Genomic DNA, 18296 nt, shown 5'->3' with positions numbered 1-18296 from the left:
GGACGGGAGGCCCGTGGCGGCCCCGCCACGGGCATCCCGTCCGTCCGCTGGTCACGTGGCGGACAGGACCTCGCGTTCCAGACGCTGGTAGCTGGTCTCCATGCCGTCGGTCATGCCGGTGGCCAGGATCATGTCCCGCTGCGTCCGGTCGGGGTAGGTGATGCGCAGCGTCAGGAGGGTGACGCCGTCGGCCTCGTCGAACTGCAGGTCGTTCGTGTTCGGCGGGAACGGCGCACCGGTCATCCGCTCGGTGGACACCATCCGCCGCTCCGGTTCCACGACGAGGTTCTCGCCCTCGAACCCGAACGGCTCGCCCTCGGTGTCACCCGTCGGCGCCCACGCCTGCCGGAACGTGCCACCCGGCGTCAGGTCGTTCTCGTACACCGTCATCTCCCACCCGTCCGGTCCGAGCAACCACTGCCGGACGAGTTCGGGCTCGGTGTGCGCCCGCCACAGCAGGTGGCGTGGTGCTGCGAAGGCCCGCGTGATGCGGACGTGGGTGTCGTCGACGAGCTCGGTGACGGTGCCGTTGCCCAGGGCGTACTCGCGCAGGTCGGCGAGGACGGCGTCGAGCTGTCCGAAGGCCTGCTCGTAGCCCTCGACCATGCCCATGTCCACCATGGTCTCGAGGTCGGCGGTGGACCCGAACGACGACCGGACGGTCACACGCGACCCGGTTCCGACGGTCTCGAACGACAAGACGGTCTCGCTGGCCGGCAACCCGTCGTCGACCTCGCCGTCGGCGTCGGTGAAGAGGTCGCGGAACACGATGCGGTGTGGCTCGTCGACCTCGGTGACCTGCCAGGCGGCGTGGAACCGCTCGCCCTGTGGTGACGTCATCCGGTAGTCGGCGCGGCCGCCGGGCCGCAGGTCGAACGAGGTGAAGGTGGCGGGGAAGCCGGGTGGGCCCCAGAAGCGTTCGAGCTGACGGGGATCGGCGAAGGCGCCCCAGAGGCGCTCGACCGGGACGGGGAACTCGGCGACGAGCGTCAGCGCGAGGGCCTCGGGATCGGTGTGGACGGACGTGGTGGGCATCATTGCTCCTTGTCGGTGTCGAGCAGGGTGTCGAGGCGGTCGATCCGGCCCCGCCAGAGGTCGCCGTAGGCGTCGAGCAGGTCGCGGACCCGGGCGAGCTGCCCCGGTTCGGCGCGCACGATGCGGGTGCGGCCGCGTGCTTCCTTGCTCACGAGTCCGGCTCCTTCGAGGACGGCGACGTGCTTCTGGACGGCGGCGAACGACATCGAGTACGCGTCCGCCAGGTCACTGACGGACGCGGACCCGACGAGCGTGCGTCGGACGATGTCACGACGGGTCGCGTCGGCGAGTGCGTGGAACACCCGGTCGACCTCGGCGTCGGACAGTGCAATTCGTACAACCATTTGGTTGTACGTTAAGACTGTCCACCCCCGTGCGCAAGGGCGACGTGCAGGTAGTCTGTCCGCGGAGATCGAAAGGGGCGATGCCAGTGGGCTCGAGCGCGTCGGACACCGTCAGTGCCCTCGTCGCGACCCTTCCTCCGTCGCCGAGGCTCCCCGACGTCGTCGCCGGGGTCGGGCGGTTCGTCGGCAAGCCGACCCGCGTGGTCGACGTCGACGGTCCGAGCTGGGGACCGCTCACCGCGCTGGTGTCGCAGTTCGAGCACGAGAACCTCGTCCTGGTGCCGGCCGGCGCTCCCGAGCTGTACCGGATGCACTGCGTCCTGCACGAGCTCGGACACCTCGTGCACGGTGACGCCGGAACCCCGACCACCACCTCGATCGCCGAGTTCGCCTCGGGCGGGCACGTGTGCCGCCGCGCCCTCGACGGCGACACCGGACTGGTGAGCATCTCGGACGACGACGAGCACTTCGCCGAGCGGTTCGCGTACGAGCTCGCGACCGTGCTGCTCGCCGGCAGCGCGAGCGCGGACGAGCGGGCCTACGGCTGATGGCCGTCCTGCACGCCGCCGCCTTCTGGTGCGCGGCGCTGATCTTCCTCGCCCGCACGCCCTACGTGCTGCGGAACCCGCGTGGCCGCGCCGCCTGGGGTGCGACCGGCGTCGGTGCGCTCGGGCTGCTGACCCTCGGCAGCGTCGTGCCGCAGACCGTGCTCGACGGCGCCCTCGGGGGCACGAACCTCATCAACCTGGTGCAGAACGTGTGCGCCACGGCGGCCTTCTGGCTGATGCTCCGGGCGAGCACGTCCGACCTGCCGAAGCGGCCGGGGCTGGCGAGCCCGCTCGCGCTCCTCGTGGTGGTCGTGGCCTTCGCCGTCCCGTTCTTCGCCGTGCGCGACCGGGGCGGCACCGACTTCCACTTCATCGTGCGGGAGATCCACCAGCCGGCGATGTGGCTCTACGGGTCGGTCTACATGGTGGGTGTCGGCGTGATCGCCGCCGCGACGCTCCGGTACGGCGTGCTGCAGAACCCGGTCGCGCTCGTGGTCTTCCGGGTGGGCCTGTCGCTCGTGGTCATCGCGAGCATCGACGAGCTGCTCTCCCTCACCGCCGACCACTTCGGGTGGTTCCCCGCCCCGCTGCGCGACGGACTCCGTCTGGGCTTCGACCCGCCGTTCTACCTGGGCATCGTCCTCATCGTCGTCGCGATGGCGTCCCTGACGTTCCGCCGGTGGTGGCGGGACGTGACGTGTCGTCGGCACCACCGACGGCTCCGTCGCATCGCACGGCGCCACGAACTGCGCGCCGTCGAACGGGACGGCGACGTGCAGGCACGGACCTACGACCTCGTCATCGCGATCCGCGACGCCGAGGTGCAGGGCCGCACCCTCGACGACGCCGAACTCGCCCAGGTGCGCTCGGCGGAACTGACCCTGACCCGCAGTCTCGGAGGCTGATGCGATGACGATGGTCTGGTGGGTGCTCGGTGTGCTCGTCGTGCTGGCGGCGGCGTTCCTGCTCGTGGTGCGGAAGGTCGTCGGCAAGATCGTGCTGCCCGGCGGCGACCGCTGGACCCCGGTGCTCGAGACGACCGACGACTCGATCCGGCTCCCGATCACCGACGACACCGTCCGCCCGGGGGAGTACGGCCTGTGGCACGACGGCACCGGGCACACCACGGTCGGACCGGTGCTCGACGTCGACGAGGCCGCCGGCACCGTGCGGCGTGCGGTGGTCCGGACGACGGGTGACGTGTCGACACGGGTGCGGTGGAGCGGGCACGTGCACCCGGACCCCGCCGCGATGGACGTCGACTGGGCGGAGGTCGACCTGGCGACGCCCGTGGGACCCGCGCCGGCCTGGGTCATCCGGCCCGATGGCCCCGAGGCCGAGCTCGCGCGGGCCACCGCCGACGCGCCCGGCGCAGACGCGCCCGCCGCGACCTGGGCCGTCCACGTGCACGGCATTCGCACCACCCGCGTGACGGCGCTCCGGACCGTGCCGGCGGCGCTCGAGGCCGGCTGGACCTCGATCCTCCCGTCGTTCCGCGGCGACGGCGAAGCACCCTGGCAGGGCCGTGCCTCGCACCTCGGCGCCCGGGAGTGGCCCGACGTCGAGGCCGCACTCGACCACGCCGTCGCGAACGGGGCTGAACGGCTCGTCATCGTGGGGTGGTCGATGGGCGCGACGATCACCCACGAGCTGCTGGCGCGGTCGGCGCACCGCGACCGGTTCGTCGGGCTGGTCCTCGTGTCGCCGGCGCTCGACTGGGCGACCACGGTGCGCTCCCAGGCCGGTCGTGCCGGGCTCCCCGGGTTCGTCGTCGGTGCCGCGCTCCGGGCGATGGCGCTGCCGTTCGTGTGCCGCCTCGTCGGGCTCCGATCACCCGTGGACGTTCGCGCGCTCTCCTGGTTGCACGCGCCGCGGAGCCTGCCGCCGACCCTGCTCATCCACTCGTCGGGGGACACCACGGTGCCGTTCGCCGTCAGTCGGGAGTTCGCCGACGCGCACCCCGACACCGTGACGTTGGCGGTGAGTGAGCCCGCCGAGCACGCCTGGGAGCGGAACGTCGACGCCGTCTGGTTCGACACCACGATCACGAACTGGGCGAGATCGCTCGACCACACCGGCACCATGGAGTAGAAGGGGCCATGGGTCAGCTCATCTACGACGGCCAGCCGCTCGACCTCCGCATCGACGACCGCGCCATGACACACCTGCAGATCGTGATCGTGAACATGCTCCGGCGTGATCACCGGTTCGCGTTCTCGTGGAAGGACGACGTCGTCCACGGCAACGGCCGCAGCACGATCTGGTTGAACCCCAACGTCGGCCTGCACTTCAAGTTCTCCGGCAGCCGGGTGCCGTCGATCAACCGCAGTTGGCTCGAGGACCTCTACGCCTCAGCCACGTCCGGGTCGGGGCTCGTCCTGACGCCGGAACCGCCGGACACGAGCACGGCGGCCGACTCGGCGTGGTCGCGAGCGGTCGCACCGGGGGACGCCGACGACGCTTCGGGGACACCGAGCGGTAGCACGGCTGAGTGATTCCCGTCAACGGGTTCCGAAGATCCGCCGATCGTCGTAGCGTTTCTGTACCGCGGATCAGAGTCGTCCCTTCGGGCCGGCATCCAGGGAGCCGGTGACGGCAACGAACCGCGGCAGGAGGGGGACCCGAATGACCGTGACGCAGTGCGCGCCCGGCGCCGACCAACCATCGGCGATCGAGTGGCGAGCACGACGGGAGTCCCGGATCAGGAGACTCGTCGTCCAGGAAGCCGGGTCATCGCACCCGGGTCCTTGCGTCACGCCACTGGGCTCGTCGGTCAGGCCTCACTGACCGGCACCCTTCCACAGGACGCCCCGGCAGTCGGATTCGGGTTCCGCTACCGGGGCGTTCTGCTGCCCGGGCGTTCTGCTGCCCGGATCGGGCGGGCGCTGCTGGCTCAGTAGACGTCGCGGACGTACCGCTTCGTGCGGCGCAGGTCGGCCAGGTACGACAGCGCGTCGTCCTCGTCGCGGCCGCGGCCGGTGCGGATGACGTCGAGCAGCGCGGCCTCGACGTCCTTCGCCATGCGCGAGGCGTCTCCGCACACGTACACGTGGCCGCCGTCTTCGAGCCAGGCGAACAGCTCGGCGGACTGCTCGCGCATCCGGGTCTGCACGTAGACCTTCTCGGCCTGGTCGCGTGAGAACGCCAGGTCGAGGCGGTTCAGCACGCCCTGCTCCTGCAGCTCGGTGAGCTCGTCCTGGTAGACGAAGTCGGTGTCGCGGTGCTGGTCGCCGAAGAACAGCCAGTTGCGCCCCGTCGCACCGGCCGCGGCCCGCTCGTGCAGGAACCCGCGGAACGGGGCGATGCCGGTGCCCGGACCGATCATGATCATCGGTGCGGACGCGTCGGCCGGCACGCCGAACGACGCGTTCGGCTGCAGGTAGACGTCGACCGTACCGTCGGGGTCGACCCGGTCCGCCAGGAACGTCGACGCGACACCGGCGTACATCCGGTGCGGGTCGCCGTACCGGACGGACGCGATGGTCAGGTGGATGCGGTCCGGGTGCGCCAGTGGGCTCGACGAGATCGAGTACTGGCGTGCCTGCAACGGGCGCAGGTTCGGCAGCAGCTCGTCGAGTCCGGGAGCGGCCGGTCCGGCGTCGCGCAGCAGGTCGAGGACGTCACGGCCCCACAGCCAGCGGTCCAGTTCGTGCTTGTCGCCGTGCGAGACGACCGCGGCGAGTTCGCTCGCCGGGGCGCGCTGCACGAGGTCCGCGATGAGGTCCTTCGACGGCGTGCGGACCTCGCGGTCGCTCCGCAGGACCTCGGTGATCGGTCGGCCGTCGAACGACTCGCCGCCGTTCGCGCCGACCTGCTCGAGCAGCTCCGCGACGAAGACCTCGTCGTTGACCGGCACGACCGCCAGGGCGTCGCCGGCGGCGTACTCGATGCCGGAGTCGCCGAGGTCGAACTCGTAGTGCCGGATCTCCTTCGCGCTGCGCGGCGAGGAGAGCAGCCGGTTCTCGGCCAGCCGCGACGGGTAGGGGTTGCGCTTGTTCCACTGCGACCCCGGCCGGGAGGCACGACCCGCGCCCGCCCCGCCGGTCGCGGTGGCACCGCCGTCGGCACCACTGCCCGTGGTCGCGCCGGGTGCGCCCGTCGCGCCGGCCTCGGCAGCGAGCCGGTCGAGCACGGCGGCGCTCCAGAGTGCGGCGGCGTCCTCGAAGTCGACGTCGCAGTCCACGCGGTCGTGCACCCGGGTCGCGCCGAGCTGCTCGAAGCGGGTGTCGAGGAGCTTGCCGGCCTGGCAGAACTCGTCGTAGCTGGTGTCCCCGAGGCCGAGGACGGCGTACTGCAGCCCCTCGAGCCGCGGCACGGTGGACGCCTGGACCGCCTCCCAGAACAGACCGGCGTTGTCGGGCATCTCGCCCTCGCCGTACGTCGAGGTGACGACGAGCACGTGGGTCATCCCGGCGAGCTGCTCCGGGGTGACGGCGTCGAGTGCAGCGGCACGGCCACCGAGCCCGCGGGCCTTCGCCCCGGCGACGAGCTCGTCGGCCAGGAACTCCGCGTTGCCGGTCTGCGTGCCGAACAGCACGTCGATCGTCGTCGTGGGGGCGGCGCCGGACGCCTTCTTGCCGGCGGCGGCGATGCCCGCGATGAACCCGGCCAGCCAGGACTCCTGGGCAGCCGAGAACGGTGCGTCGACGGGGATCAGCGATCCGGTCGGGGGGAGCAGGCTCACGCGGACACCGCCTCGGTCGGCGCCTGGGGTGCACGGCGGGCGATGTCCTCGAGCGCCGCGGTGGCGAGCAGCTCGTCGAAGCGGGCCTCGCGGACGCGGCCGTCGTTCTTGGCGTTCTGGTGCATGATCCACCCCGTGGTGCCCGGTGCGTCCATGCTGCGGTTGTTCCGCTGCGTGAGCGCACGCTTGTAGTCGTCGAGCCGCTTGATCGCGATGAGCGTCGCGAGCTGGTCGTCCGCGAACCGGTCGAGCGTGCCGCGCAGGTACTTCACGACGCGCTGCTTCACCGAGAAGTCCTCGGTCAGGACGAGGTTCTTCACCGCTTCGGTGACGCGGGGGTCGTTCGGACCCGCACCGGGGACGCGCTCGAGGGCGACGTCCTGGGCGACACCGAGCACCGTGTACGACGACAGCAGCGAGAACATGTCGTCGCCCTGGTCGCCGAGGGCCGGGGCCCGGCCGTCGAGGACGGTGCGCTGGTCGCGGTAGTCGACCTTGAACGCACGGAGCTTGTCCGTGGCGATCGAGGACGCGAGCTCGTCGAGCAGCTCGGAGCGGGTGGCCGCCGCGAGGATCTCGCCGGCGTCCTGCGAGAGCAGCAGGGCGCGCGGCATGCCGACGAAGACGTGCTGCCGGGTGGTCTCCCAGTCGGCGAGCAGCCGCTCGGCCAGCGCCGACCCGGTCGCCTCGAGATGCCACTCGAGCAGCAGGCGCGCGCCGGCCTCGTGGAACGCGCCGCGCTCGGTGTCGGTGACGGGGAACACGAGGAGCGAGTCGGTGCTGGCGCGCTGGGCGACCTGACCGGACGGGTCGTACTGGTACAGGAACCCGCCGGACATGCCGTTGCCGAGCCCCTTGCCGAACGCGCCGAGGTTGAACACGGCGCCGCCCGTCATGTACTCGCACCCGAAGTCGCCGACGCCCTCGACCACGGCCGTGGCGCCGGAGTTGCGCACGGCGAAGCGGTCTCCGGCCTCGCCCTCGACGAACGTGCGGCCGCCGGTGGCCCCGAAGAGCGCGAAGTTGCCGATCAGGACGTTCCCGCCCTGGTCGGCACTGCCGCCGCCCGGAGCGCGGACGATGATCCGACCGCCGCTCTGGCTCTTGCCGACGCCGTCGTTCGCGGTGCCGGTGTGCTCGAGCACGATGCCGTCGTTGTTGAACACGCCGTACGACTGTCCGGCCGAGCCCTGGGTGCGGATCGTGACCGCACCGTCGACCAGCCGGCGGCGCCCGCGGTCGTCGGTCGCCACGGCGGGCAGCCCCTGGACGTCCTCGGCGCGGAGCTCGTGGTTGAGCAGGCGCTCGACGTCGATGCCGAGCTGACCGCCGACGGACTTGTCGCTGTTGCCGAGCAGGACCCCGTGCACGAGCACGTGCTCCTGGGCGTGGTCGACCAGCGCCGTGCGGATGCGCTCGAGCAGTGCGTCGTCGGTGTGGAAGTCCTTCTCCAGGTACTCCGGGTCCGTCACGACCTTCTCCGGCACCTGCGCGAGCAGTGCGCGGGCGTCCAGACGGCCGACGCTCGCCGGGTGGTCGAGGAGCTGCAGCAGGTCGGTGCGACCCCGTGCCTCGCGCAGGGAGCGCAGGCCGAGGCGGGCGAGGATCTGCCGCACGTCGTGCGCGATGTTGAGCAGGTACTGCGCGAGGGCGCGCGGGTCGCCCTCGAACGCCTCGGCGTTCGTGGTGAGGCCGGCCGGGCACTTCACGTTGCAGTTCTTCGCCATGACGCAGCCGAGCATCATGAGCGCGGTCGTGCCGAACTCGAAGCTGTCGCCGCCGAGCAGGGCGCTCGTCACGACGTCGGACCCGGTCTGGTGCGCGCCCGAGCACCGGAGCGTGACCTTGGAGCGCAGGCCGTTCGCGACGAGGGCCTGGTGGACCTCGGCGACGCCGATCTCCGCCGAACGTCCCGCGTACTTCAGGCTCGTGACGGCCGCGGCGCCGGTACCACCGGTGTTGCCCGCGACGTTGATGACGTCCGCGCCGGCCTTGGCGACGCCGACCGCGATGGTGCCGATGCCCTCGGAGGACACGAGCTTCACGATCACCCGGACGCGGGCGGCCTTGCAGTCGTGGATGAGCTGCGCCAGGTCCTCGATCGAGTACGTGTCGTGGTGCGGCGGCGGCGAGATGAGCTCGACGCCGGGCGTGCCACCACGGGCCGCGGCGATGTCCACCGTGACCTTCGGCGCGGGCAGCTGACCGCCCTCGCCGGGCTTCGCGCCCTGACCGATCTTGATCTCGAGTTCCTCGAGCATGGGGTCGGCGAGGTAGCCCGCCCAGATGCCGAAGCGACCCGAGGCGAACTGCTTGATCCGCGAGCCGCGGATGGTGCCGTAGCGGGAGTGGTGCTCGCCGCCCTCACCGCTGTTCGACATGCCGCCGACCATGTTCGTGCCGTGCGCCACCGCTTCGTGCGCGGTGGCGACGAGGGCGCCGTGGCTCATCGCGCCGGACGCCAGGGTCCGGGTGATCTCGTGCGCCGGCTGGACCTCGTCGAGTTCGACGCTGTCGGGCGCGCTCTCGAGCAGGGCGAGCAGTCCGACGGCCGCGCCGGTGGCGCGGAGCGTCACCTGGGTGGCGTCGACCGAGTCGACGTCGACCTGGCCCGGGTACAGCAGCCCGAGGCCGTCTGCCAGGGCCTGGTGGCGCAGTGCACCCGTGGTCCCCGTGGACGCGAGGGCGAGGCGGAACCGCTCCGTGCCTCCCGGCAGGTCCTGGTCGTCCGTCGGACGCGAGCCGGACAGCCCGCGCACGGTGACGCTGGCGTTGCCGGTCGTCGAGAACCGACCCAGCTCGCGGGCGAAGTCCTCGGCCGTGTCGATGCCGGTGACGTCCGCGGGCAGCGCGAGCACGTCGCGGAGCGCAGCGGGGCGGCGCGACCGTTCGTCGTACGTGGTCTGCAGGAACGTGACGTAGCCCGGCGTGATCCGGTGCTGGTCGATCTCGGTGTCACTGAGGCGGTCGTAGCCGGTGTTGCGGTACGCCGCGTCGGTGATGCCGAAGGAGTCGTCGAGCTGACCGAGCGTCAGCAGGCGCAGTGCGTCCGAGTCGCCGGAGCGCTCGAAGGCCGGACGCTCCTCGGTCATGCCCCCGAACCCGCGGACGCTCGCGACGCCGAACGAGTGGCCGGCACCGTCCGAGCGCTCCTTGAACAGGCCGAGCAGGGGGACCTGGCCCTCGGCCGCGACCGAGCGGGCACGCTCGTGCCAGTCGGTTGCCGCCTGGGCGATGCGGGCGAAGCCGACGCCGCCCACGGGGGCCTGCATGTGCGGGAACACCCGCGCCAGGACGTCGTCGCCGGTGTCCAGGTAGTTCGGCTCGAAGAACGCGCCACCGATGTAGCTCTCGGCGGTGCACAGGCCGACGCGACCCATGGTCTTCGCCAGGGCCTTCTCGGCGGCCTTGCGGAACTGCTTCAGCGCGAGGTCCGTCGCGGTGAGCTCACCGGCGGGGGCCGGCGCGGCGGGGTACTTCTCCTCGGCACGCAGGCGCGCGCTCAAGCTGTACACAGCCGAGGCGCCGAAGCCCAGGGCCGTCGCCACGTGGTGTGACGATGGCAGCTGACCGCTCTCGGCGACGACGGACACCCGCAGGCGCAGCCCGGTCTCGATGAGCCGCTGGTTCACGGCGGCCACGGCCAGGATCACGGGCAGGGGCGCACGGGCCGACGAGACCTCGCGGTCGGTGAGCACGGCGATGCCGCCGGACGTCCCCGCGAACTGCTCCACGGCGTCGCACAGGGCGTCCACGGCGTCGCGCACGGCGTCGGCGTTCGCCTGCTCGTCGGCGAGCACCGGCACGTAGAGCATGTCGAAGCGCTCGAGCGGCACGATGTCCTGGTCGCGCAGGCGCACCATGTCCAGGTGGCCGAGGATCGGCGACTGCACGACGAGCTGTCGGCTCGTCGAACCCGTGCCGTCCGGCTTCGCGCCGAGCGCCACGCGCATGCTCATGCCGTCGGCTTCACGGATCGAGTCGAGCGGCGGGTTCGTCACCTGGGCGAAGCGCTGCGAGAAGTACTTCGCCATGCCGCCCTCGGTGTCGCTCAGGGCGTTGATGGCGTTGCCGTAGCCCATCGCCGAGATCCGCTCCGAGCCGTTCTGCAGCATCGGGTCGAGCATGAACCGGAAGCTCTCCTGGTTCAGCGAGTACGCCACGTACCGGCCGGCGAGCGACAGGTCGCCCTCGTAGCCCAGGGTGGTCGTCGTGCGCTCGTAGTCCGGAGCGGGCAGGTCGTCGAGGTCCACACGCGCAGCGTCGAGCAGCGTGCCGTAGTCGCGGCGGGCCGCGAGCATGCGCAGCACCTCGTCCGTGCGCATCCGGGTACCGGTGCGGTGGTCGACGACGAGCATGCCGCCGGCCTCGATGCGGCCGCGGTGCACGACCTCGTCGGCGTCGAACGTGACCTGACCGGCCTCGGACGACACCATCAGGTACTCGGTGGTCTCGACGGTGCGCAGCGGACGCAGCCCCAGGCGGTCCAGGCGCGCGCCGACGACGTCGCCGTCGCTGAAGATCACGGCGGCGGGGCCGTCGTTCTTCTCCTCGTACAGCGAGAAGTACTCGAGCATGTCCCGCACGTCGGCGGTCAGCGTGCGGTCGTTCTCCCACGCCGGCGGCATGAGCGAGACCACGGCCTCGACGATCTCGAGTCCGTCGTCGAACACGCGGCTCTGCAGCGTCTGGTCGAGGCGGCTCGAGTCCGACTGCCCGGGCGGGCGGACGATGCTGCGGGTGCGGGCACGCGCCAGTGCCTCGTCCGACAGCCGGTTCTTCCGGTCGGTGTTCAGCTCGCCGTTGTGCGCCATCAGCCGGAACGGCTGCGCCATCGTCGGGTGCGGCTCGGTGTTCGTCGAGAACCGGGTGTGGAAGTACAGCGTCCGCACCGAGTGACGCGGGTCACGCAGGTCCGTGAAGTACCCGATGACCTCGCCTGAGTTCAGACGGCCCTTCAGGATCTGGGTCCGGGCGCTGAGCGACAGCGGGTACAGGGCCGCGTGCTCGGCGCGCTGCTCGGCGGCCTCGCCGTAGGACACCGACTCGATCGTGAGCAGGGCACGGTTCGCCGCGGCGTCGACCTCGGTGCGGTCCCACTGCTCGGGCGCGCGGAAGACCCACTGCACGATCGGCAGCTGGTACTGCTCGGCCTCGGGTCGGGCGACGGAGTGGTCCACCGGGACGTCGCGGACCACGAGCAGCTCGAAGCCCTGCTGCTCGATGGCGTCCGTGACGGTCTGCCGCGCACGGGCGCGCTCGGCGTCCGCCGCCGCACCTGCGCCGCTCGGCACGAAGCAGTTCGCGACACCGAAGTGACCGGCGCGGAGCTCCTGGCCGGTGATGGCGCTGAAGAACTCCACCGACAGGTCGATGCTCACACCGGCGCCGTCGCCGACACCCTCGGCGGACTTGCCGCCGCGGTGGGGGATGGCGCAGAGCGCTTCGTCACCCTTGCGGATGACGTCGTGGTGGGGCGTGCCGTCGAGTCGGGTGATGAAACCGACGCCGCAGTCGCTCGATTCGCGGGCAGGGTCGTAGAGACCGAAAGATGTGGGGTTCACGTGTGCGGGTCCAGTGGGGCGTTGCCGGCAGCGGACGGCCAGGCTGCATCGATGGAGCGCTCGCCGCGGGCAGACCGGTGTTGGCAGTCGGGCCCTGTGGGGTTGTGGTGCGGTACGGCGATGCTACGGCGCGGTATACCGCCCACGCAACACCGCGCGGTGCGGCGCACCGTGCGGGTCTGTTCGGCTGGTGCGAGGTTGCCCGCTCGGTGCGCTGTCGTTGCGCTGCACGGAGCGTGCAACCTCGCACGGGATGGGCCGTACCGCACGGTGCGACGGGCTGCGCGGGCCGAACGACCCCGCACCGAGTGGCCAGCCCCGCACGGTGTCAGGCCGCGCGCTCGCCGGTCCGTTCGTCGACGGTGATCGGCTCCGTCACCGCCGTACTGGCGTCCGCGGCGGGGGTCGTGCCGGGGCGGATGAGCTCCGGGCGACGGCGGCCGCTGCGGAACACCCACGCCTTGAACAGCACGAACCGGACGCAGGTCGCGACCAGGTTGGCGGCCGTCAGCACCAGGATCTCGGCACCGTGCGACGCTCCCGGCGTCGTGCTGTGCAGCACCACGAGCGACCCCGACGTGATCGCCCAGGCGACGCCGAAGACCACCAGCCCCTGCACGTGGTGTCGCCCGGCTCCGGCACGCCCCCGCACACCGAACGTGAACCGCCGGTTGAGCGCGGTGTTGCCGATCGCCGTCAGCAGCAGGGCCAGGAAGTCCGCGGTCTGCGCCCCGATCGCCGGACGGAACAGCGCGTACAGCACCGCGAACGCGACGGTCGACAGCACCCCGATGGCGCCGAAGCGCAGCACCTGCCCGAGGAACCCGACGTGCGGTGGCGTGAACGGACGGCGGCCGATGGTCTCGTACACGGCACCCACCGGCACCCGCCCGCTGGCGATGCCCCGCGAGACGCGCCACATGCCCTTGAGGTCCTCGGTGGCCGTCGAGGCGATCTGCACGGACGAGTTCACGTCGTCGACCCAGTCCACCGGGACCTCGTGGATGCGCAGTCCCGCGTGCTCGGCGAGGACGAGCATCTCGGTGTCGAAGAACCACGCGTCGTCCTCGCACAGCGGCAGCAGCTGGTCGGCCGCCCGTTTCGTGACCGCCTTGAACCCGCACTGCGCGTCCGAGAACGACACCCCCATCGTCGTGCGGAGCAGCAGGTTGTACGAGCGGGAGATGAACTCGCGCTTGCTGCCCCGAACCACCCGCGACGAGTCCGCCAACCGCGTGCCGATCGCCAGGTCGGAGTGCCCGGAGAGCAGCGGCGCCACGAGCGGCTCGAGTGCCGCGAGGTCCGTCGACAGGTCCTCGTCGACGTACACGAGCACCGTCGCCGGAGATGCACCCCACACGGCCTTGAGCGCCCGCCCACGACCCTTCTCGGGCAGGTGGACCGCGTGCACGCCCGGCAGCATGGCGGCCAGGTCGTCGGCGATCCGCGCGGTGTCGTCCGTCGAGGCGTTGTCGGCGATCGTGATCCGCCAAGAGTGGTGCAACGACGTCCGGCAGAACGTGTGCAGGCGTCGCACGTGGGCCGCGAGCGTGTCCTGCTCGTTGTAGCAGGGGACGACGATGTCGATGTCGAGGGTCTGGTTCGTCTCCGTCATGCCGCTCATGCTCGGCAGCGGGCACATGCGGACCGAGGCAGTGCGCTGTGCTCCCGGTAAGAACGGCGTTCGGCGACCGTTCACGTCACGGTCGAACACGACAGGTGTCGCGCGGATACGGTCGACGGACGATGACGACCGAGCGCGACGACGCACACCGATCGGCGGTGCTGCTCCCGGGGGAGCGGCTCGGCCTGGCGCTCGACGAGCGGTGTCCGGAGTTCGAGGAGCTCCTGCTCACCCCTCCGCTGCACGGCATCCGACCGGACGGCCACGACTGGCTGCGACGCCGGTACGCCGAGATCGTCCCGCTCGTGCTCCCGGCCGCGCTGCGTGCCGTGGAGCGCGGTGAACCCGTCGACCGCGAGTGCCTCGCCCAGCTGCGCGCGGTGGCGGCCGCGAGCGCGGAGGACCCCCGCGTCGACGTGTCGGTCGTGCTCCGCGGGGCCCTGCCGGCGATCCGGGTCTTCGCCCTCGTCATGCACACGGCCACCCGCGACCACGCCGTCACGCTCGACCACGCCAGCCGGACGATGCTCGCGATGAGCCGCGCCTCGCTCGTCGCCCACGAACTCGGCTCGTGCTGGGCCGAGGCCTGGGCCCAGCAGCGACGGCGATCGGCGGGCGAGTCCGCGGCGGCGGTCACCACCGGGGAGATCGACCTCGTCGCCCGTGCGCCCGGCCTCGACGAGACCGAGGAACAGATGCTCGCGCTCGCCGCGCAGGGGCTCTCCAACGACGAGATCGCGAAGGAGACGGCCTACAGCCGCCAGGCCGTCGCGTGGCACCTCGGACGGCTGATGAAGTCGTGGAAGGCGCCGAACCGGACGGCGCTGGTGTCGGTCGCCTTCGTGAAGGGGTGGATCCGTGCACGGCGCGAGGTCCGCGGTGCAGCACGGACCTGGCCCCCGGCGATCGAGCCCGTCGCCGAGCGTCCCGCCACGCACGACGACGCCCCCTGAGACCGTGGTCCCCGGGGGCGTCGGTGCAGCGCCGACGGATCAGCGCCGGCGGATCAGCCGCCGTTCACGTGGATGACGTTGTCGATGCGTTCGATGTTGCCGAACGCACCCCAGTTCAGCCAGCCACCGTCACCGTTGTTCGTGATCGAGCCGGGGCCCTTGAACCAGTAGATGACGTAGTTGCCGCCCTTGATGTCGATCGACTGCGCGTCCGCGACGTCGCCGGACACCGTGATGTCCTGGTTCTTGTTGACCACCGCGACGGTGAGGCGGTCGGGGTTGCCCGCGTTCCAGTAGCCGACGTCGAGCGCGGCCTGCACGGCGCCGCCGCGGTCGCTCTGGTCGTTCACGGCGTCCTTGATCGCGTTGACGATCGCGACCGGGTCGAGGTTGACGTTGACGTTGCCGCCGACGGAGGCCGAGGTGCTCGGTGCGGGCTCGGCGGCCTGTGCCGGTGCCGCGACGAACGCCCCGGCGATGACGGCGCCACCGAGTGCGGTGCCGGCGAGGAGCTTGACGGACTTGCGCTTGAACGAGTTCATGATCGTGTTCCCATCTCTGCGGTGGTGACCCGTGTGGGTCGTCCAGCTCGGACAGGACCCAGCCTGCGTCGCCGGGTGCCGGCTTGCACGCGTTCGGCCCGGACGTTGGACGATCGTCTGATGATGCGGACGGTTGCGCCGGGCGCGTGCCATCCTCCGGCGCGGGCCCCATCCGGACGGTTGGGCGCTCGGGTCTCGCGCTTTCTCGGCGAGTTCTGCGGATCAGACGTCGACGACCGTGACGACTGACCCGGAACGAGCACGCGGGTACCGTCAGGGTTGCAGCAGGATCTGCAGGATCTGCACGATCGCGATGACCGCGAGGACCGCGATCGGCACGCCCGCGATCCACATCCCTGCACGGACCTGGGTCCGGCGGATCGTCGGCGGCGCGTGGGAACTCCGGGCGAACTCGGTCGCTGCGACGAGCTCCGGTGCGGCCGCCGGCGGTGCAGGTTCGGGCTGCGGACGGTCGTCTTCGAACGCGGGCACTTCGACCACGAGATCCGACGGGTCCGGGCGCCCCGGCAGCTCGCCGTACTCCTTCGTCATGCGACCAGTATGCGTTGCCGTCGGGATCGGCGTCCTTCGTGAGCAGCAATGGTCGAGTCGCGCCAGAGGACTCGACCATTTCTGCTCACGAAGCGGGCGAGGCGGACGTCACGAAGCGGGCGAGGCGGACGTCACGAAGCGAGCGCGGCGGGCGGCCCCGGCAAGTTCACCGTGAACGCCGTCCGACCGGGGCCGGAGGCCACCCGCACGCTCCCGCCGTGCGCCGACACCACGGCCTGCACGATCGCCAGCCCGAGGCCGCTCGTCCCCTGTCCCTGCGCACGGGTCCGCGAGGCCTCACCCCGGGTGAACCGGTCGAACAGGGTCGGGAGGGCTTCCGAGGGGATCGGCGGCCCGTCGTTGGCCACGACGAGGCGAGCGGCCGCACCAGCACCGGACGGCCCCATCCGCTGCAACGACACCACCACCGCGGTGCCGGTCGGGGTGTGCGTCCGGGCGTTCGCGAGCAGGTTCGTCACGACGCGGCGCAGCTGCTCCGCGTCGCCCGTCACCGTCAGCGGGTGGTCGTCGACGATCTGCAGGGTCCACCGGTGCCCGGGCGCGGTGGCCCGGGCGTCCATCGTCGCCTCGACCACGATCGAGGTCAGGTCGACGGGTTCGCGCGCGAGCGGGGACACCGGAACCCCGGACGCCAGGGCCGTCGCGTCGAGCCGCGCGAGCAGCAGGAGCTCCTCGACGAGGTCGCCCATCCGCACGGCCTCCCGGCCGATCCGGTCGACGTTCCGGTGGATCGCGTCGAGGTCCGACGAGCGCGCGGTCAGCTCGGCGTAGGCCCGGACGGTCGCGATCGGCGTCCGCAGCTCGTGCGAGGCGTCGGCGACGAAGGTCCGCATGCCGGCCTCGGCGTCGCGGCGCACCGTGAGCGCCCGGGCGACGTGCCCGAGCAGCCGGTTCAGTGCGGTGCCGACCTGCCTGACCTCGCGGTTCGCGGTGAGGTCGGCGTCGGCGACCCGCACCGGGATGTCGGTGTCGCCGCGTTCGAGGTCGAGGTCGGTCACCCCGGAGGCGACCGCGGCGACGCGTTCGAGCGGTCGGAGGGACCGCCGCACGAGCAGTGCGAGGGCCCACGCGGCGACGACGAGGCCCAGCACCGTGACGATCCCGATGACGAGCAACAGGCGGGCGATGGCGGCGTTCAGGTCACCGAGGGGAAGTGCGGTGACGAACACGTCGCCGTCGTCCCCGACCGCCTGCACCCGGTAGGTGCCGAGCGAGCCGAGGTCGATCGTCGCCGGGTCGGCGCCGCTGTCGACCGCGGTGAGCGTCCGCCGTTGCGCCGACGACAGCCCGTGCTGGTCGCCGTCGCTGTCGGTGTACCCGCCGAGCACCACGGTGCCGTCGCGGACGATCGCGACGACGGTGCCGGCGGACTGCCCCGGCGCCCCGATGAAGGCGTTGTCCGGATCCGGACGGTCCGACGACGATCCCGACGACGATCCCGACGACGATCCCGACGACGACCCGGGCGGCGGGCCGGTGGGTGCGTCTGCATCGTCCCGGCCACCGACGGTCCGGTTCGCCGCCGTCGACAGCTCCGCGTCGAGGCGGTCGACCAGGTACCCCCGGAACGCGACGACGGTCACCGCTCCGACGACGACGTTCGTCGCGACGAGCAGGAGCGCGACGGCAGCCACGACCCGCCACCGCAACGACGGCACCCGTCCGGCGCGGGTCGGACGGGCCCGGATCGCCTTCGTCGATCGGCTCACGTCGTCGGCCGCAAGACGTACCCAGCCCCGCGCACGGTCTGCAGCATCGGCTCGCGTCCGGCGTCGAGCTTCTTCCGCAGGTACGACACGTACATGTCGACCAGGTTCGACGACGACCCGAAGTCCATGCCCCAGACGCCCGCGAGCAGCTGTTCCCGCGAGAGCACCCGGTTGGCGTTCCGCGCCAGGTGCCGCAGCAGCTCGTACTCGGTCGGTGTGAGCTCGATCGGTTCGCCGGCACGGCTGACGGCGCGGGCGTCCTCGTCGAGGCGGAGGTCACCGACCACCACCTCGGCGCTCCCGCCCACCGCTGCGACCCGAGCGGAGGTCCGTGCGAGGATCCGCGCCCGGACGAGCAGCTCGTCGATGCCGAAGGGCTTCGTCAGGTAGTCGTCCCCGCCGCCGGTGAGTCCGGCGAGCCGGTCCTCGGGGGCGTCGCGCGCGGTGAGGAAGAGCACACGGACGGCGTCGCGGGAGTCGCGGAGCCGCTCGAGCACCTCGAACCCGTCGATGTCCGGCAGCATCACGTCGAGGACGATGACGTCGGGTTGGAACTCCCGCGCGGCGAACAGGACGTCGCGTCCTCGGTGCACCGCCCGCACGGCCCAGCCGTCCCCCTCGAACGCGAGGGCGACGGCGTCGGCCAGGGCGTGCTCGTCGTCGACGACGAGGGCGCGGACGGGGGTGCCGTCGGTGCGCTGCAGCGGTTGGCCGGTCACG

14 protein-coding genes are annotated in these 18296 nt (G+C 71.8%); 5 read left to right on the top strand and 9 right to left on the bottom strand.

Annotated elements, in window-relative coordinates:
* Positions 1–51 precede the first annotated feature (51 nt).
* Complete coding sequence (locus M4960_RS06840) at positions 52–1035, bottom strand: SRPBCC family protein (protein WP_248703838.1); 984 nt, start codon at positions 1033–1035, stop codon at positions 52–54.
* A complete protein-coding gene (locus M4960_RS06835; RefSeq protein ID WP_248703837.1) occupies positions 1035–1379 on the bottom strand; it encodes a helix-turn-helix transcriptional regulator in 345 nt (114 codons plus the stop codon). Before M4960_RS06835 ends, M4960_RS06840 begins: the two co-directional genes overlap by 1 nt.
* A gap of 80 nt (positions 1380–1459) precedes the next feature.
* On the opposite strand from M4960_RS06835, the gene M4960_RS06830 reads away from it, so the two are divergent.
* Genes M4960_RS06830 through M4960_RS06815 form a run of 4 tightly spaced genes read left to right on the top strand, consistent with a single transcriptional unit; the run spans position 1460 to position 4422 of the window.
* Positions 1460–1927, top strand: a complete 468-nt coding sequence (locus M4960_RS06830; RefSeq protein ID WP_248703836.1) for a hypothetical protein — start codon at positions 1460–1462, stop codon at positions 1925–1927.
* Complete coding sequence (locus M4960_RS06825; RefSeq protein WP_194673244.1) at positions 1927–2832, top strand: hypothetical protein; 906 nt, start codon at positions 1927–1929, stop codon at positions 2830–2832. The genes M4960_RS06830 and M4960_RS06825 overlap by 1 nt, the downstream gene beginning before the upstream one ends.
* 4 nt (positions 2833–2836) lie before the next feature.
* Complete coding sequence (locus M4960_RS06820; protein WP_248703835.1) at positions 2837–4018, top strand: S9 family peptidase; 1182 nt, start codon at positions 2837–2839, stop codon at positions 4016–4018.
* 8 nt (positions 4019–4026) lie between these two features.
* Positions 4027–4422 (top strand): ATP-dependent DNA ligase, encoded by a 396-nt coding sequence (locus M4960_RS06815; protein WP_123291787.1) that lies wholly within the window; start codon positions 4027–4029, stop codon positions 4420–4422.
* A 398-nt stretch (positions 4423–4820) separates the two neighbouring features.
* On the opposite strand, the gene M4960_RS06810 is transcribed toward M4960_RS06815, so the two are convergent.
* From M4960_RS06810 to M4960_RS06800, 3 genes are all read right to left on the bottom strand, one after another.
* Positions 4821–6611 carry a sulfite reductase subunit alpha gene (locus M4960_RS06810; RefSeq protein ID WP_123938423.1) on the bottom strand — a complete coding sequence of 597 codons (1791 nt, stop codon included), beginning with the start codon at positions 6609–6611 and terminating at the stop codon, positions 4821–4823.
* Positions 6608–12175 carry a glutamate synthase-related protein gene (locus M4960_RS06805; RefSeq protein WP_248703834.1) on the bottom strand — a complete coding sequence of 1856 codons (5568 nt, stop codon included), beginning with the start codon at positions 12173–12175 and terminating at the stop codon, positions 6608–6610. The genes M4960_RS06810 and M4960_RS06805 overlap by 4 nt, the downstream gene beginning before the upstream one ends.
* A 328-nt stretch (positions 12176–12503) precedes the next feature.
* On the bottom strand, positions 12504–13799 hold the full coding sequence (locus M4960_RS06800; RefSeq protein WP_374202904.1) for a glycosyltransferase: 1296 nt from the start codon (positions 13797–13799) through the stop codon (positions 12504–12506).
* Positions 13800–13921: 122 nt separating this feature from the next.
* On the opposite strand from M4960_RS06800, the gene M4960_RS06795 reads away from it, so the two are divergent.
* Positions 13922–14752, top strand: a complete 831-nt coding sequence (locus tag M4960_RS06795; RefSeq protein WP_248703832.1) for a helix-turn-helix transcriptional regulator — start codon at positions 13922–13924, stop codon at positions 14750–14752.
* A gap of 53 nt (positions 14753–14805) precedes the next feature.
* Here the strand turns inward: M4960_RS06795 and M4960_RS06790 are convergent, their stop codons facing one another.
* The 4 genes from M4960_RS06790 to M4960_RS06775 all read right to left on the bottom strand — a co-directional run bounded on the left by M4960_RS06790 (position 14806) and on the right by M4960_RS06775 (position 18295).
* Positions 14806–15294 (bottom strand): hypothetical protein, encoded by a 489-nt coding sequence (locus tag M4960_RS06790; protein ID WP_111084734.1) that lies wholly within the window; start codon positions 15292–15294, stop codon positions 14806–14808.
* A 273-nt stretch (positions 15295–15567) separates the two neighbouring features.
* Positions 15568–15846, bottom strand: a complete 279-nt coding sequence (locus M4960_RS06785; RefSeq protein WP_248703831.1) for a hypothetical protein — start codon at positions 15844–15846, stop codon at positions 15568–15570.
* A gap of 131 nt (positions 15847–15977) precedes the next feature.
* On the bottom strand, positions 15978–17576 hold the full coding sequence (locus M4960_RS19645) for a cell wall metabolism sensor histidine kinase WalK (protein WP_248703830.1): 1599 nt from the start codon (positions 17574–17576) through the stop codon (positions 15978–15980).
* On the bottom strand, positions 17573–18295 hold the full coding sequence (locus M4960_RS06775; RefSeq protein WP_123339010.1) for a response regulator transcription factor: 723 nt from the start codon (positions 18293–18295) through the stop codon (positions 17573–17575). Before M4960_RS06775 ends, M4960_RS19645 begins: the two co-directional genes overlap by 4 nt.
* Position 18296: the final 1 nt, after the last annotated feature.

It is taken from the genome of Curtobacterium sp. MWU13-2055, from assembly GCF_023242305.1.
Lineage (GTDB): Bacteria > Actinomycetota > Actinomycetes > Actinomycetales > Microbacteriaceae > Curtobacterium.
This window is presented reverse-complemented; position numbering and strand designations above follow the sequence as displayed.

Excerpts from the sequence above, each read along its gene's own strand:
- M4960_RS06840 (WP_248703838.1), bottom strand. The coding sequence starts at position 1,035 with ATGCCCACCACGTCCGTCCACACCGATCCCGAGGCCCTCGCGCTGACG.
- M4960_RS06835 (WP_248703837.1), bottom strand. The coding sequence starts at position 1,379 with ATGGTTGTACGAATTGCACTGTCCGACGCCGAGGTCGACCGGGTGTTC.
- M4960_RS06830 (WP_248703836.1), top strand. The coding sequence starts at position 1,460 with ATGCCAGTGGGCTCGAGCGCGTCGGACACCGTCAGTGCCCTCGTCGCG.
- M4960_RS06825 (WP_194673244.1), top strand. The coding sequence starts at position 1,927 with ATGGCCGTCCTGCACGCCGCCGCCTTCTGGTGCGCGGCGCTGATCTTC.
- M4960_RS06820 (WP_248703835.1), top strand. The coding sequence starts at position 2,837 with ATGACGATGGTCTGGTGGGTGCTCGGTGTGCTCGTCGTGCTGGCGGCG.
- M4960_RS06815 (WP_123291787.1), top strand. The coding sequence starts at position 4,027 with ATGGGTCAGCTCATCTACGACGGCCAGCCGCTCGACCTCCGCATCGAC.
- M4960_RS06800 (WP_374202904.1), bottom strand. The coding sequence starts at position 13,799 with ATGAGCGGCATGACGGAGACGAACCAGACCCTCGACATCGACATCGTC.
- M4960_RS06795 (WP_248703832.1), top strand. The coding sequence starts at position 13,922 with ATGACGACCGAGCGCGACGACGCACACCGATCGGCGGTGCTGCTCCCG.
- M4960_RS06790 (WP_111084734.1), bottom strand. The coding sequence starts at position 15,294 with ATGAACTCGTTCAAGCGCAAGTCCGTCAAGCTCCTCGCCGGCACCGCA.
- M4960_RS06785 (WP_248703831.1), bottom strand. The coding sequence starts at position 15,846 with ATGACGAAGGAGTACGGCGAGCTGCCGGGGCGCCCGGACCCGTCGGAT.